This window comes from Paenibacillus albicereus (assembly GCF_012676905.1).
Lineage (GTDB): Bacteria > Bacillota > Bacilli > Paenibacillales > Paenibacillaceae > Paenibacillus_O > Paenibacillus_O albicereus.
Window position 1 is genome coordinate 29,501 of the sequence record NZ_CP051428.1, and the last position, 14,206, is coordinate 43,706.

Consider the following 14,206-nt stretch of genomic DNA (forward strand, 5'->3'; position numbering starts at 1 on the left):
CAAAAGGGTTAAAGCTAGTCGTGATCTTATACCCGGTCGCAAGCAAGCGGAATCAAAGGAGACAAGCCAGTGATCAAGGAAATCATCGTGGTGGAGGGCAAGGACGATACGACGGCGATCAAGCGGGCGGTCGAGGCGGATACGATCGAAACGAACGGCTCGGCCATCGGCGAGGAGGTGCTCCGCCGGATCGAGCTGGCGATGGAGCGGCGCGGCGTCATCATCTTCACGGACCCCGACCACGCCGGCGAACGCATCCGCAAGATCGTCTCGCAGCGCATCCCGGGCTGCAAGCATGCGTTCCTGCCTCAGGAGGATGCCCTCTATCGCGGGGATATCGGCGTCGAGAACGCCTCGCCGGAAGCCGTGCGCCGCGCGCTTGCGACCGTGCGGACGGAAGGCTCGGAGGGCGAGCCGGAACTCACCCATGCTGATCTGATGGAGGCAGGCTTGCTCGTGCATCCCGATGCCGCTCGGCGGAGGCTGCTCATGGGCAACCGGCTGGGCATCGGCTATTGCAACGGCAAGCAGTTCATGAAGCGCTGCACGAGCTTTCGGATCACCCGAAGGGAATTCCGCGAGGCGCTGGAGCAGATGGAAGGGGAAATCGGATCATGAGCGATGTAGCGACACCGAGAAGGACAAAGGAAATCATCGAGCGGCATGGATTTTCCTTCAAAAAGAGCCTGGGCCAGAACTTTCTGATCGATCCGAATATCCTGAACAAGATCGTGTCGGCCGCCGGACTGGACAAGACGAAAGGCGCGCTGGAGATCGGACCCGGCATCGGCGCGCTGACGGAGCAGCTGGCCCGGCAGGCGAAGGCGGTCGCCGCGGTCGAGATCGACCAGCGGCTCATTCCGATCCTGCAGGAGGTGCTCGGAGCGGAGGAGCATGTGTCGGTCGTGCATGCCGACGTGCTGGACCTGGACCTGCACCAGCTGTTCCGCGACAAGTTCGCGGGGACTAGCGCGGTCAGCGTCGTAGCCAATCTCCCGTATTATGTGACCACGCCGATCCTGATGAAGCTGCTTGAGCAGCGGCTGCCGCTGGAGAATATCGTGGTCATGATCCAAAAGGAGGTCGCCGAGCGGATGGCGGCGAAGCCGGGCACCAAAGCTTATGGCAGCCTCAGCGTGGCCGTGCAGTATTATGCGGTGCCGGAGCTGGTCTGCATCGTGCCGCATACGGTGTTCATCCCGCAGCCGAACGTCGATTCGGCGGTCATCAAGCTCGCGATGCGGGACAAGCCTGCGGTGGAGGTCGCCGACGAGGACTTCTTCTTCCGCACCGTGCAAGCCTGCTTCGCGCAGCGGCGCAAGACGATCCACAACAACCTCTCGTCCTGGATCGGCAAGAGCCGCCGCGAGGAGCTGACCCGCGTGCTTCAGGAGACGGGCATCGACCCGGTGCGCCGCGGCGAGACGCTCTCGCTGCAAGAATACGCCGCGCTAGCCGCCGCTCTCGAACGGGAAGGGTTGAAGCAAGCCTGACCGTCGTTATTGAAACCCCCGGTTTCCCATCCGGCTGTCACCATTCTTCCTCCTTGCCCATAGGCTGAGGCTAGAGGTGATGGCACAGTGGAAACTGGGGATTTTGTCGTTCGGCGATCCTATGGAGGAGACGTGCTTTTCCGGGTGGAGGCGATCTATGGGGAAACCGCCATACTTAAAGGGTCGGACTACCGACTGCTCGCCGACGCGCCGATCGGCGACCTGGAGAAGGTGGCCAACCCGGAGGAGCTGGGCGTCACGAAATCACTGAGGAGCAAGGTGAAGGCTTCGAATCAGCGCATGAGCGAGGAGCTCATCGATCATGCCTTCGCCAGCGAGCTCGATTATCGTCCTGAAGAGAAGCACTCGTACTTCGATCTACCGGGCAAGGTGCTGCATCTCGACGGAGATGCGAACTACATGCGCAAGAGCATGCAGCTGTACAACCAGATGAACGTGCCGGCTCAAGGGCTGCATGTGGCGGAGAGCCAGATGGCGGACCTGCTGTACCGGCTGCTGCCGCAGGTCAAGCCGGACATCGTCGTCATCACGGGCCATGACGGCCTGCTCAAAACGCCGGGCCGCAGCGAGCTGTACAGCATCGGCAGCTACAAGAACTCGCAGAACTTCGTGAATGCCGTGCACGTCGCCCGCGAGTACGACAAGAACCGCGACAACCTCGTCGTGGTGGCCGGCGCTTGCCAGTCCTACTACGAGGCGCTGCTGCAGTCGGGCGCGAACTTCGCCAGCTCGCCCGGCCGCATCCTGATCCATGCGCTCGATCCGGTCTACATCGCGATCAAGGCGAGCTACACCTCGATCCGCGAATGCGTGAACCTGCCGGATGTCATTCACGGCACGATCTCGGGCATCGAGGGCGTCGGCGGCATCGAGACGATGGGACGGTATCGGGTCGGCCTGCCGAAGCCGGTCGAGGTCAAGCAAGTCAAGCCAAATCCTTATTATATGGTTTAGAAAAAGCTCTATTCTTCGCTTCCAGAAAGTCGAAAAATATTCATTGACACAAAACTTAATGCAATGATATAATTTTCGTTTATTTGACATTACCACCCTTCCTGGGCTATAATGGACAAGGAAAGAGGTGGTAGTGCCAATGGCTAGAAATGCTTTGTCGGAGATCAAGCGCAGCATGGAAGCTCATATTGGAGCCAAGATCATGCTGCGGGCCAATGGAGGCCGGCGCAAGACGGTTGAACGTTCTGGTGTTTTGGAAGAAACCTACCCATCTGTTTTCATCGTGAAGCTGGACCAGGATCAGCACGCTTTCAAGCGGGTATCCTACAGTTATGCGGATATTTTGACGGACTCGGTCGAGGTCACCGTCTGCAACGACGAAGGTCAGGTGCGGATCAACCCGCTGCACTGACCGAATAGATCAGGTTTCACGGGGAAACCTTCGCGCGCGGCCTCTGCCAGCGCGTTTTTTTTGGCTGTTTTTCCTTCGCATACTCGGCTTGCCGATCCCTCATACTACGAAAGGCGACAGCATCAAGCTCGTCGTCCGTACCCGAGAGCGAAAGGGAGGCATGAAGCATGAGCCGCAGAAGGCGCAGCACGATGTCGGAGCAGCTGAAGGTGGAGCTGGCCAAGGATCTGGGCTTTTACGATACGGTCCAGCAGGAAGGCTGGGGCGGCATCAAGGCGAAGGATGCCGGCAACATGGTGAAGCGGGCCATCCAGATGGCGGAGCAGGCCGCTTCGCGCCAGCAGCGATAGGAGCAACGAGGCGGTTCCGGACGCGTCCAGCGGCGGGCCGCCTTTTCGCTTTTCTCCCGGTCGGATGCTATAATAGAGGCAGTTTATCTAACGAACGGGTGGATCGGACGACATGAAAATCTACGAGAAGGCGCCGGCCAAGATCAATCTGCTGCTGGACGTTCTGCGCAAGCGCGAGGACGGCTTCCATGAGGTAGAGATGATCATGACGATGGTGGACCTATCCGATCGGCTCGAGATGGAAGAGCTGCAGCGGGATGCCATCATCATCTCCAGCCAAGCCGGCTACATACCGCTGGACGAAAAGAACCTGGCCTTTCAGGCGGCTAGGCTGATCAAGGAACGTTACGACGTCAAGAAGGGCGTCTACATCCATCTGGATAAGAAGATTCCGGTCGCGGCCGGCCTGGCCGGGGGAAGCAGCGATGCGGCGGCTGCGCTGCGCGGGCTGAACCGGCTGTGGCAGCTCGGCATTCCGGAGGAGGAGCTGAGCCTGCTGGGCGCGGAGCTCGGCTCGGACGTGCCGTTCTGCGTGACGGGCGGAACGGCGCTGGCGACGGGCCGCGGCGAGAAGCTGGAGCCGATCGAGAACCCGCCGTCATGCTGGGTCGTGCTGGCCAAGCCGCCGATCAATGTCTCGACGGCCGATGTGTACGGCCGCTTCCGGGCCGGCGCCATCGAGCAGCATCCTTCGCTGCCGCGCATGTTGGATGCGATCCGCGCCGGGTCGTTCACAGGCGTCTGCGAGGAGCTCGGCAACGTGCTGGAGGACGTGACGCTGCGCTTGTACCCCGAGGTTCGCATGCTCAAGGAAAGCATGCTGCGGCTCGGAGCGGACGGCGTGCTCATGTCGGGCAGCGGTCCGACCGTATTCGGCCTCGTCTCCAAGGAAGCCAAGCTGGCCCGCATCTACAACGGGCTGCGAGGGTTCTGCAAGGAAGTATACGTGGTAAGAATGCTTACATCTCCTGGAGTCCAATCTTGATTAAATCCGGATAAAGGTGATATATTGGCTTTACAATATTCGGATTTAGCCAGGGGGACCCCAAGGTGAAGAAGCTCAAGCGCAGTGCCCGGTTGGTCGAGATGACCCAATATTTGCTCAATCGTCCCCATACCTTGATCTCTTTGACCGCATTCGCGGACCGTTATCAATCGGCCAAGTCCTCGATCAGCGAGGATCTGGCCATCATCAAGGAAGTATTCGAAGAAGAAGGCATCGGCCAGCTGCAGACGCTCGCCGGAGCGGCGGGAGGCGTCAAGTTCATTCCCCGGATGGCGTCCGAGGCGTCGCTGGCCATCATCCAGCGGGTGTGCCGAGAGCTCGAGCAGCCGGAGCGGGTGCTCCCGGGCGGCTATCTGTACATGACGGACATGCTCGGACAGCCGAATCTGCTGAATGACGTGGGGCGCATTTTTGCGACCGCTTTCGCGGATCGCCAGATCGACGTCATCATGACGGTGGAGACCAAGGGCATCCCGCTCGCCTACGCGACGGCCTCCTGCCTCAACCTGCCGGTCGTCATCGTGCGCCGCGACAACAAGGTGACCGAGGGGTCTGCCGTCAGCATCAACTACGTGTCAGGTTCCAACAAGCGCATCCAGACGATGTCGCTCGCCCGTCGGGCGCTCAAGGAACAGTCGCGCGTGCTCATCATCGACGACTTCATGAAAGCCGGCGGCACCGTGCAGGGCATGATGGACCTGCTGCATGAGTTCAACGCGACCGTCGCGGGCGTCGGCGTCTTCGTCGAGTCCGGCGAGGTCGGCACCGAGGACCGGCTGCTCGAGGATTACGTCTCGCTCGCCAAGCTGACGGCCGTCGACCTCAAGACGAAGCAGACGACGATCGTGCCGGGCAATTATTTCGATACCGAATAGGGGGCTGTTCTCGATGTCCAAGCTTGAACCGATTCTCGCCGCCGGCGCTCCGGCCGCGATCGGACCGTACTCCCATGCCGTGAAGCTCGGCGGCCTGCTGTTCACCTCCGGCCAGATCCCTCTGCTGCCGGACGGCACGCTGATCGAAGGCGGCATCGTGGAGCAGGCGCAGCAGGTGTTCCGCAACCTGGAGGCCGTGCTGGCCGCGGGAGGCTCCTCGCTCCAGCAGGTCGTCAAGGCGACCGTGTTCTTGAAGGATATGAACCAGTTCGCGGCGGTCAACGAAGTGTACGCATCTTTCTTCGGGGACCATAAGCCGGCTCGCTCGGCCGTGGAAGTGGCCCGTCTTCCCAAGGATGTCCTTGTCGAAATCGAGCTGATTGCCTCGACTTCTGTCGAATGACCTCGAAATTGGTTTATTTCCAAAATTTATTTTATAAACTAGCTGTGAATTGGCAGAATAAAGAAGGAATCTGATCTGCTTTGTGGAATAATACACCAAGTCTTCGATAGGCAAAGGTGGTGAACACAAGTGCAGATTACTGATGTCAGACTCCGCCGCGTTAATTCCGAAGGTCGTATGAAGGCTATCGCATCCATCACCATCGATAATGAATTTGTCGTTCATGACATTCGAGTCATCGACGGGAACAACGGGATGTTTGTCGCGATGCCGAGCAAGCGTACGCCTGACGGGGAATTCCGGGATATTGCCCACCCCATCTCTTCCACCACCCGGGAGAAAATTCAAGCCGCTGTGCTCGCCGAATACGAGCGCGCAGCCACGGAAGAGGAAGTTGCAATCGAAGAAGGCGCCTGATGGCATCAGGGCCGGAAAAGTTCAGCATGGTTGGGGAGCCCGAGGGCTCCCTTTCTTTTTTGCCCGGGATGGGATATATATATAGGAATGCGAGTCAAACGAGAACAACGGAAAATCAGGGAGGTCGGTCAGCTGTGAATCGGATGGCGGTCGTGCTTGCCGCAGGACAAGGCAAGCGCATGAAGTCGAAGCTGTACAAGGTGCTGCATCCCGTATGCGGGAAGCCGATGGTAGGGCATGTCGTCGATACGGTGGAAAAGGCGTCGTGCCAGGAGATCGTCGTCGTGACGGGACACGGAGCGGCCCAAGTGCAGAGCTATCTCGAGGGACGGGCCCGATTCGTCCTGCAGGAGCAGCAGCTGGGCACCGGACATGCCGTGCGTCAGGCGGAGACGCTGCTGGCCGGCAAGGAGGGCACGACGATCGTCATCTGCGGCGACACGCCGCTCGTCACGGCGGAGACGATCGAGGCGATGCTGGAGCTGCACGAGGCGAGCGGCGCTGCGTCGACGGTGCTGACGGCGGAATTCGCCGATCCGACCGGCTATGGCCGCGTCATCCGCGGCGACGACGGAGCGGTGACGCGCATCGTGGAGCAAAAGGATTGCTCCCCGGCAGAGGCGGCGGTCAAGGAGATCAATACCGGCACGTACTGCTTCGACAACCGCAAGCTGTTCGAGGCGCTCGCCCGCGTCACCAACGACAACGCCCAGGGCGAATACTACCTGACGGATGTCGTCGGCATCTTCGTCTCCGGAGGAGAGACGGTGCAGGCGTACTGCACCTCCGATCTGGCGGAGGCGATCGGCGTCAATGACCGGATCGCGCTCGGCGAGGCGGAGCGCCTCATGCAGGCGCGGATCGTGCGCCGCCACCAGGTGAACGGCGTGACGTTCATCGACACCGCGGCGGCCTACATCGAGGATGGCGTCGAAATCGGCGCGGATACCGTCATCTATCCGGGCACGGTGCTGCGCGGCCGCACGGTCATCGGCGAGGACTGCGTCGTCGGTCCGCAAGCGGACATCAAGGACTCGGTGCTCGGCAGCGGCGTCACGGTGCGCTACAGCACCGTCGACCAGTCCGAGGCGGGAGAGGGCAGCTCGATCGGTCCGTATGCGAACCTTCGTCCCGGCTCCAAGCTCGGCAAGGGGTGCAAGATCGGCGATTTCGTCGAGCTCAAGAACGCGGTCCTCGGGGACGAGAGCAAGGTGTCCCATCTGAGCTACGTCGGCGACGCGGAGGTCGGCAGCGGCGTGAACATCGGCTGCGGGGCGATCACGGTCAACTACGACGGGTTCAACAAGGCGAAGACGATCATCGGCGACGACGCGTTCATCGGCAGCAACGTCAACCTGATCGCGCCGGTCACGATCGGCGACGGCGCGTACGTCGTCGCCGGCTCCACCGTCACGCATGACGTGCCGGGGGGAGACCTGGCCATCGCGCGCGAGCGCCAGGTCAACAAGCCGGGCTATGCGGACAAGATCCGCGCCCGCGCCAAGGCGAAGAAGGAGCGCGGCGGCAGCTGACCGCCTCCCCCTTGGCGAGCGGCTTTGCGAATCGGACTGTAGAAGCGGAACCTGCCAAAAAGCCGTCCCGGCCGGGACGGCTTTTTGGGGTCGGTCCGAGGAGGCGCAGACTCATGCGCCGTCAGTCCTCAAAATGCAGATTGACGGGACCTGCGGGCAGCTCCGGAGCCGGCGGCTGTCCGGTCGTCGGCACGCTGGCGTCGACCTCCTCGAAGCGCAGGCTGTCGAGCCAGACGCGGCCCGGACCGTACAGGAGGACGCCCAACGAGATCACCGCGCTCTCCTCGGGCACGTCCAGCACGATGGAGTAGTGGTTCCAGTCGAGGTCGCCGGCCAGCGGCCGGTCGTTCATGTTGTCGAACTGCAGGACGTCCTCGGCCGCGTTGTCGACGCGCATCCAGAGGCCGCAGAAGCCGCTCGCTCCGCGCGTCCGGACGAATCCGGAGAGGCGCATGCGCTTGCCGCGGAACGTGTCGGCCCGGAACTGCTGCATGAGCGTCGCGAACCCGCCGGGGTCGGTCTCTCCGAGCGACTCGAGCTGTCCGGAGGAGCTTCCTTGGTGGATGGTCGAGCGGTCAAGCGAGATGCGGTACTGATGCGGATGGCTTCCGCTGAGGAACCACCCTTTCAAGGGACTGCTGGAAAGAGCTTCATTCGTGGACATGGTAGATTCCATCCTTTCGCGAGCGGATTGATGATGAAGGAACAGGCGGCGATACCGTCCCGGAGGCAGCCCGTACAGGCGCTTGAACGCCCGGGTGAACGCCTCCTGGCTCTCGAAGCCGCAGGAGAGGGCGAGGTCGAGGATGCCGCGCTCCTCCTCCAGCAGCCTTCGCGATGCCAGCGCCAAGCGGCGCATGCGCAAGTATTCGCCGACGTTACGGCCGGTGTGCTCGCGGAACAGACGGTGGAAATGATAGGCGGAGAACCCGGCTTCGGCGGCGATCCTCTCGAGAGGGAGCGGCTCGTGGAGCCGGGCTTCCATATAGGCGATCGCCTTTTGAATGCTCTGATGCTGCGTCATCGCGCCGCCTCCTTCAGATTCAGCATACCTAAGATGGGATGGACGATTTTGACCGTTTTTGCGGACTTTCCTCTTTACGGCCGTCTTCGCCGGGGGATGCGGCGAGAGGCTTTCTATAGCTTGGCGGCGTTTAGAAAAGGCTTCGGCGGGGTATAGTTAGGGAAAGCTGGACATCCTGTCCACAGGTGCAAGGACCTATAGAGGAGGAAGACAATCATGGCGATTACCATGCAAGCCGAAGCCCGCAGCAACGGATCGAAAGGCAGCCTTCGCAAGCTCAGGAGCGAGGGCAAGGTGCCCGCCGTCGTCTACGGCAAAAAGCTCGAATCTTCGTCGGTTATCTCCCTGGAGGAGAAGGAAGTGCTCCATCTGCTTCGCTCCCAGCCCAATGCCATCATCGAGCTGAAGATTCCGGATGCCGGCAAGCAGCCGGTCATGATTACGGACGTGCAGCGCGACGCGCTGTCGCGCCGGCTGATCCACGTCGATCTTCACCAGATCAACATGAACGAGGAGATCAAGGCATCGGTCCGCGTCGACCTGACCGGCGACTCGGCAGGCGTCCGCGAAGGCGGCGTGCTGTCGGTGACGCTGCACGAGGTCGAGGTCCAATGTCTCCCGAACGATATTCCCGATTCGCTCGAGGCGGACATCTCCGGCCTCGGCGTCGGCGAGAACCTGTCCGCAGGCGAGCTGAAGCTGCCGGACAAGGTGCAGCTCGTCACCGATCCCGAGCAGATCATCGCCGGGGTGCTGGCTCCGCAGAAGGAAGTTTCCGAGGAGGAAGCCGAGGAGTCGGCGAAGGAAGACGAGAAGGCCGCAGCCCGTTCCGAAGATGCGAACGCGGTCGACGAAGAATAGAGCACGACTGCAGGCGCGCCCGCACAGGGCGCGCTTTTTTGCGGCCGGACAAGCCGGCGGCATCGGCAGGCGGCGCGGGTCCGGCACGCGGCACCCGGCAGAGTGGGCGACGGGCCGCCTTTATGGTACAGTGGTTCGTAGACGAACGAACAGAAAGGTGCAGCGACAAATGAGATGGATCGTAGGGCTCGGCAACCCCGGGCCGCAATATGCGGATACCCGCCACAACATCGGATTCAAGGTGGTCGACGCGCTCGCCGAGCGATGGGACATCAAGGTGACGCAGGCCAAATGCCGCGCGCTGATCGGCGAGGGCCGGGTCGGCGGCGAGAAGGTATGGCTCATCAAGCCGATGACGTTCATGAACCTGTCCGGCGAGTCGATGAAGGCGTTCATGAAGTATTTTGACGCCAAGCTGGAGGACGTCATCGTCGTCTACGACGACATGGATACGGAGACGGGCAAGATCCGGCTCCGCTATCAGGGCGGTCCGGGCGGCCACAACGGCATCAAGTCGATCATCCAGCACATGGGCACGCAGAGCTTCAACCGCATCCGCATGGGCGTGTCGCGTCCGACGAACGGCATGGTCATCGCCGACTACGTGCTGTCGAACTTTCCCAAGAGCGAGCGCGAGGCGGTGCTGGCGATGACCGAGCGGGCCTGCGAAGCCGCGGAGCATGCGCTGACGCATCCGTTCGACGATACGATGGGCAAGTTCAACGGGTAGAGGGGCTGCGTTAAACGAGCCAGAAAGTGGGCATACTGGAGCCAAACCCTTGGACAGGAGGCCCCTTTCATGGCGATTCATTACGAGTGCCGGCATTGCCGGACGCCGCTCGGCACGATCTCCAGCCTGCACGGCATTCCGGAGAATCGGCTCGGCTTGCATTTCTTGACCCTTGAGGAGCGCAGCGATATAATAGCGTATAATCCGCAAGGCGACATGGTCGTCAAGCTCGTCTGCGACTATTGCAGCGAGGCGGCGCTGCGGCATCCGGAGCTGCTTCTCGTATCCAGCCCGTTGCAGTAGCAGGTTCGATTCTTTTCGACAACAAGTACACAAGTACGACAACATAGGCAAGAGCCTTGGCGGGTAGCTGAGGCTTCTTTGCGTGCTGCTGCCCGTTGTCCGTCCAAGGCCCCTCGTTTTTCAGGAGGCCTTTGTTGCCGTCTCCTTCTCCGGACGCTCTCCGGCAGGAGCGGCATCCGGGAGTGCGCGGGGAGCGGGCTCAAGCGAAAGAGAGGTGCTCCACTTGAAAGCGTTAATCGAGGCATTCGCCGCCGACAGGGACTTCCAATCCGTTTCCGCCGGCTTCCGCAACGGCATGAAGGAGCAGATGGTCTCCGGCCTGGCCGGCTCGTCCCGCCAGGTGCTCATGGCTGCGCTCAAACGGGACTTGGACCAGCCGATGCTGGTCGTCACCCATAATATGTTCTCCGCGCAGAAGATCGCGGAGGACCTGCAGGAGCTGAGCGCCGGCGAGGACGTGCTGCTCTACCCGGCCAACGAGCTGGTCGCGGCCGAGTCGGCCGTCTCCAGTCCGGAGATGCTGGCCCAGCGGATGGAGGTGCTGATCCGCCTGTCCCGCGGCTTCCGCGGGATCGTTGTCGCGCCTTTTTCCGGGGTGCGCCGCTTCCTGCCGCTGCGGGACGTGATGGCGGAGGCCAAGGTCGACCTGCAGGTCGGAGCCGAGCTGCCGATGGAGGCGTTCCTGCAGCGGATGAACGCGCTCGGCTACGTGCGCGCGGACCGCGTGGAGAACAGGGGCGAGCTCAGCGTGCGCGGCGGCATCGTCGACTTCTATCCGCTGACCGCCGAGTCGGCGGTGCGCGTCGAGTGGTTCGACGACGAGATCGATTCGATCCGCACGTTCGATCCCGAGGGACAGCGCTCCATCGCCAAGCTGGAAGCGTATACGGTGACGCCGTGCCAGGAGCTGATCGCCGACGAGCGGCGCTTCGGCGCGGCCGCGCAGCATGCCTCCGAGCTGCTGGAGCAGCAGCTGGACAAGATGACCGACCGCACCGCCAAGGACCGGCTGCGCTCCGAGCTCGGCGCGGAGCTGGAGCGGCTGCGGCAGCATATTTATTTCCCTGAACTTTATAAATACATCGCCCTGCTCTATCCCGAGCGCCAGACGCTGTACGACTACATGCCCAAGGACACGCTGCTCGTCCTCGACGAGCCGACGCGGCTCATCGAGACGGCCCGCCAGCTGGAGCGCGACGAGGCGGAGTGGCAGGCGCATCTGCTCGGCACGGGCAAGTCGCTGCCGGCGTTCAAGCTCGCCCGAGAGAGCGACGACGTGCTGCATCACCGCCCGTTCCCGACGCTGCTGCTGTCGCTGTTCCTGCGCCAGGTGCCGCATTCGCAACCGCAGAACATCCTGAACTTCATGTGCCGCAGCATGCAGAACTTCCACGGGCAGATGAACGTGCTGGGCGCCGAGATGGAGCGCTGGAAGAAGGCGGGCGCCCAGGTGCTCATGCTGGCTGGCAGCGGCGAGCGGATGGACCGGCTGCGCCGCGTGCTCGGCGACTACGACATCGAGCCGCCGCAGCTGCTGGAGGGCAGCCTCGGCAGCGGCTTCGAGCTGCCCGGCTCGCATCTGGTCGTCGTCACCGAGGGCGAGCTGTTCACGCAGAAGCAGCGCAAGACGCGCCGCGTCGACAAGAACATGGACAACGCCGAGCGCATCAAGAGCTACACCGAGCTCAAGGTCGGCGACTACGTCGTCCACCAGAACCACGGCATCGGCAAGTACATGGGCATCGGCACGCTGGAGATCGGCGGTATCCACAAGGACTACATGCACATCCTGTACGCCGGCGGCGACAAGCTGTCCGTGCCGATCGACCAGATCGACCTCATCCAGAAGTACGTCGGGTCGGAGGAGAAGGAGCCCAAGGTCTACAAGCTCGGCGGCAACGAGTGGACGCGGGTCAAGAACAAGGTGCGCAGCTCCGTCAAGGACATCGCCGACGATCTCGTCAAGCTGTACGCCCAACGCCAGGAGGCCAAGGGCTTCGGCTTCGGCCCGGACACCGCCTATCAGAACGAGTTCGAGGCGATGTTCCCGTACGACGAGACGCCGGACCAGCTGCGGGCGATCCGCGAGATCAAGAAGGACATGGAGATCCAGCGTCCGATGGATCGGCTGCTCTGCGGCGACGTCGGCTACGGCAAGACGGAGGTCGCCGTGCGCGCGGCGTTCAAGGCGGCGATCGAGGGCAAGCAGGTTGCCATCCTCGTGCCGACGACGATCCTGGCGCAGCAGCACTACGAGACGTTCCGCGAGCGCTTCGCGGACTTCCCGTTCAAGGTGCAGGTGCTGAGCCGCTTCCGCTCGCGCAAGGAGCAGACCGAGACGATGAAGGGGCTCAAGAGCGGCGCCGTCGACGTCGTCATCGGCACGCACCGGCTGCTGAGCCAGGACATCGTGTTCAAGGACCTCGGCCTGCTCATCGTCGACGAGGAGCAGCGCTTCGGCGTCTCCCACAAGGAGAAGCTCAAGCGGCTCAAGACCAATGTCGACGTGCTGACGCTGACGGCGACGCCGATCCCGCGCACGCTGCACATGTCGATGCTCGGCGTGCGCGACCTGTCGGTCATCGAGACGCCGCCGGAGAACCGGTTCCCCGTGCAGACGTACGTCGTGGAGTACAATACGGCGCTCGTGCGCGAGGCGATCGAGCGGGAGCTGGCGCGCGGCGGCCAGGTGTACTACCTCTACAACCGCGTGCAGGGCATCTACCAGATGGCGGAGCTGCTCGGCTCGCTCGTGCCGGAGGCCAAGGTCGCGGTCGGCCACGGCCAGATGTCGGAGCAGGAGCTGGAGAAGACGATCCTCGACTTCCTCGACGGCGAGTCCGACGTGCTCGTGAGCACGAGCATCATCGAGACGGGGGTGGACATCCCCAACGTCAACACGCTCATCGTGCACGACGCGGACAAGATGGGCCTCTCCCAGCTGTACCAGCTGCGGGGCCGCGTCGGCCGGTCCAACCGGATCGCCTACGCCTACTTCACGTACCAGCGGGACAAGGTGCTGACCGAGGTGGCGGAGAAGCGGCTGCAGTCGATCAAGGAGTTCACCGAGCTCGGCTCCGGCTTCAAGATCGCCATGCGGGACCTGGCGATCCGCGGAGCGGGCAATCTGCTCGGCGCGGAGCAGCACGGCTTCATCGCCTCGGTCGGGTTCGACCTGTACTCGCAGATGCTGGCCGACGAGATCGCGCGGCGCAAGAAGGAGATGTACGGCGAGGAGGTGGCGGAGGAGAAGCCCGTCCACACGGTCATCGATCTCAGCCTCGACGCTTACTTGCCGTCGGACTACATCTACGACAGCATCCAGAAGATCGAGATTTACAAAAAGGTGGCGGCGCTCTCCTCGCTGGAGGAGACCGACGATCTGTTCGACGAGCTGACCGACCGCTTCGGCGACCTGCCGGACGCGGTGGCGGCGCTGCTCGATGTCGGACGCCTCAAGGTGTACGGCGCGAGCTACGGCATCGAGGCGATCAGCGCGAACAAAAACGACGAGTGGACGCTGAAGTTCAGCGAGGCCGCGTCGAAGGGAGCCGATACGCGCGCCATCGACGGGCTTTGCCTCGAGTTCGAGAACCGCTTCCGCCGCATCGGCGGAGGCGGCAAGGGCGAGCCGATGGAGCTGACGCTGCGCGGCAAGGGCCTCGGCAGCGCCGAGCGGCTCGAGCTGACGCTGCGCCTGCTGCGCCGCTGGGGCGAGGCCGTGCGCCCGGCCAGCGCCGCGCAGGCCGCCGGAAGCTAAGCGACTTGGCCGCCTGCGAGGGCGCACGCTCAGAAGCATCGCGCCGCGCAAGAAAGAGCCGGAGC

At 62.6% G+C, this 14,206-nt stretch carries 15 protein-coding genes; 14 read left to right on the forward strand and 1 reads right to left on the reverse strand.

Annotation, left to right across the window (positions count from 1 at the left end):
- The first annotated feature begins 69 nt into the window (after positions 1-69).
- The 10 genes from rnmV (at position 70) to glmU (ending at position 7,463) form a co-directional block, all read left to right on the forward strand.
- Positions 70-618, forward strand: coding sequence for a ribonuclease M5 (rnmV, locus tag HGI30_RS00145; protein WP_168905865.1), 549 nt, complete (start codon positions 70-72; stop codon positions 616-618).
- The gene (gene rsmA / locus HGI30_RS00150; RefSeq protein ID WP_168905866.1) at positions 615-1,493 is read left to right on the forward strand and encodes a 16S rRNA (adenine(1518)-N(6)/adenine(1519)-N(6))-dimethyltransferase RsmA; all 879 of its coding nucleotides are present in this window, start codon (positions 615-617) and stop codon (positions 1,491-1,493) included. Before rnmV ends, rsmA begins: the two co-directional genes overlap by 4 nt.
- An 87-nt stretch (positions 1,494-1,580) precedes the next feature.
- Entirely contained in the window at positions 1,581-2,468 is an 888-nt protein-coding gene (yabG, locus tag HGI30_RS00155) for a sporulation peptidase YabG (protein WP_168905867.1), read from the forward strand.
- A gap of 139 nt (positions 2,469-2,607) precedes the next feature.
- Positions 2,608-2,880, forward strand: coding sequence for a biofilm formation stimulator Veg (gene veg, locus HGI30_RS00160; protein WP_028598266.1), 273 nt, complete (start codon positions 2,608-2,610; stop codon positions 2,878-2,880).
- A gap of 167 nt (positions 2,881-3,047) precedes the next feature.
- Positions 3,048-3,230, forward strand: a complete 183-nt coding sequence (locus HGI30_RS00165; protein WP_028598265.1) for a small, acid-soluble spore protein, alpha/beta type — start codon at positions 3,048-3,050, stop codon at positions 3,228-3,230.
- A gap of 112 nt (positions 3,231-3,342) precedes the next feature.
- Complete coding sequence (ispE, locus tag HGI30_RS00170) at positions 3,343-4,215, forward strand: 4-(cytidine 5'-diphospho)-2-C-methyl-D-erythritol kinase (RefSeq protein ID WP_168905868.1); 873 nt, start codon at positions 3,343-3,345, stop codon at positions 4,213-4,215.
- 65 nt (positions 4,216-4,280) lie between these two features.
- Positions 4,281-5,111: a pur operon repressor gene (gene purR / locus HGI30_RS00175; protein ID WP_168905869.1), complete on the forward strand. Its 831-nt coding sequence runs from the start codon at positions 4,281-4,283 to the stop codon at positions 5,109-5,111.
- A gap of 13 nt (positions 5,112-5,124) precedes the next feature.
- On the forward strand, positions 5,125-5,514 hold the full coding sequence (locus HGI30_RS00180; RefSeq protein WP_168905870.1) for a Rid family detoxifying hydrolase: 390 nt from the start codon (positions 5,125-5,127) through the stop codon (positions 5,512-5,514).
- Between the two features lie 129 nt (positions 5,515-5,643).
- Entirely contained in the window at positions 5,644-5,931 is a 288-nt protein-coding gene (gene spoVG, locus HGI30_RS00185) for a septation regulator SpoVG (RefSeq protein ID WP_020620824.1), read from the forward strand.
- Positions 5,932-6,065: 134 nt separating this feature from the next.
- Complete coding sequence (gene glmU, locus HGI30_RS00190; protein WP_328805204.1) at positions 6,066-7,463, forward strand: bifunctional UDP-N-acetylglucosamine diphosphorylase/glucosamine-1-phosphate N-acetyltransferase GlmU; 1,398 nt, start codon at positions 6,066-6,068, stop codon at positions 7,461-7,463.
- Positions 7,464-7,584: 121 nt separating this feature from the next.
- On the opposite strand, the gene HGI30_RS00195 is transcribed toward glmU, so the two are convergent.
- Complete coding sequence (locus tag HGI30_RS00195) at positions 7,585-8,487, reverse strand: helix-turn-helix domain-containing protein (RefSeq protein ID WP_168905871.1); 903 nt, start codon at positions 8,485-8,487, stop codon at positions 7,585-7,587.
- Positions 8,488-8,703: 216 nt separating this feature from the next.
- Here HGI30_RS00195 and HGI30_RS00200 point away from each other — a divergent pair, with 216 nt between their 5' ends.
- The 4 genes from HGI30_RS00200 to mfd all read left to right on the forward strand — a co-directional run bounded on the left by HGI30_RS00200 (position 8,704) and on the right by mfd (position 14,141).
- The gene (locus tag HGI30_RS00200; RefSeq protein WP_168905872.1) at positions 8,704-9,348 is read left to right on the forward strand and encodes a 50S ribosomal protein L25; all 645 of its coding nucleotides are present in this window, start codon (positions 8,704-8,706) and stop codon (positions 9,346-9,348) included.
- Between the two features lie 169 nt (positions 9,349-9,517).
- Complete coding sequence (pth, locus tag HGI30_RS00205) at positions 9,518-10,078, forward strand: aminoacyl-tRNA hydrolase (RefSeq protein WP_168905873.1); 561 nt, start codon at positions 9,518-9,520, stop codon at positions 10,076-10,078.
- 69 nt (positions 10,079-10,147) lie between these two features.
- The gene (locus HGI30_RS00210) at positions 10,148-10,381 is read left to right on the forward strand and encodes an anti-sigma-F factor Fin family protein (protein WP_028598257.1); all 234 of its coding nucleotides are present in this window, start codon (positions 10,148-10,150) and stop codon (positions 10,379-10,381) included.
- A 223-nt stretch (positions 10,382-10,604) separates the two neighbouring features.
- Complete coding sequence (gene mfd / locus HGI30_RS00215) at positions 10,605-14,141, forward strand: transcription-repair coupling factor (RefSeq protein ID WP_235680263.1); 3,537 nt, start codon at positions 10,605-10,607, stop codon at positions 14,139-14,141.
- Positions 14,142-14,206: the final 65 nt, after the last annotated feature.

Coding starts and splice junctions, on each gene's coding strand:
- rsmA (WP_168905866.1), top strand. CDS start 615: ATGAGCGATGTAGCGACACCGAGAAGGACAAAGGAAATCATCGAGCGG.
- veg (WP_028598266.1), top strand. CDS start 2,608: ATGGCTAGAAATGCTTTGTCGGAGATCAAGCGCAGCATGGAAGCTCAT.
- HGI30_RS00165 (WP_028598265.1), top strand. CDS start 3,048: ATGAGCCGCAGAAGGCGCAGCACGATGTCGGAGCAGCTGAAGGTGGAG.
- ispE (WP_168905868.1), top strand. CDS start 3,343: ATGAAAATCTACGAGAAGGCGCCGGCCAAGATCAATCTGCTGCTGGAC.
- HGI30_RS00180 (WP_168905870.1), top strand. CDS start 5,125: ATGTCCAAGCTTGAACCGATTCTCGCCGCCGGCGCTCCGGCCGCGATC.
- HGI30_RS00195 (WP_168905871.1), bottom strand. CDS start 8,487: ATGACGCAGCATCAGAGCATTCAAAAGGCGATCGCCTATATGGAAGCC.
- HGI30_RS00200 (WP_168905872.1), top strand. CDS start 8,704: ATGGCGATTACCATGCAAGCCGAAGCCCGCAGCAACGGATCGAAAGGC.
- pth (WP_168905873.1), top strand. CDS start 9,518: ATGAGATGGATCGTAGGGCTCGGCAACCCCGGGCCGCAATATGCGGAT.
- HGI30_RS00210 (WP_028598257.1), top strand. CDS start 10,148: ATGGCGATTCATTACGAGTGCCGGCATTGCCGGACGCCGCTCGGCACG.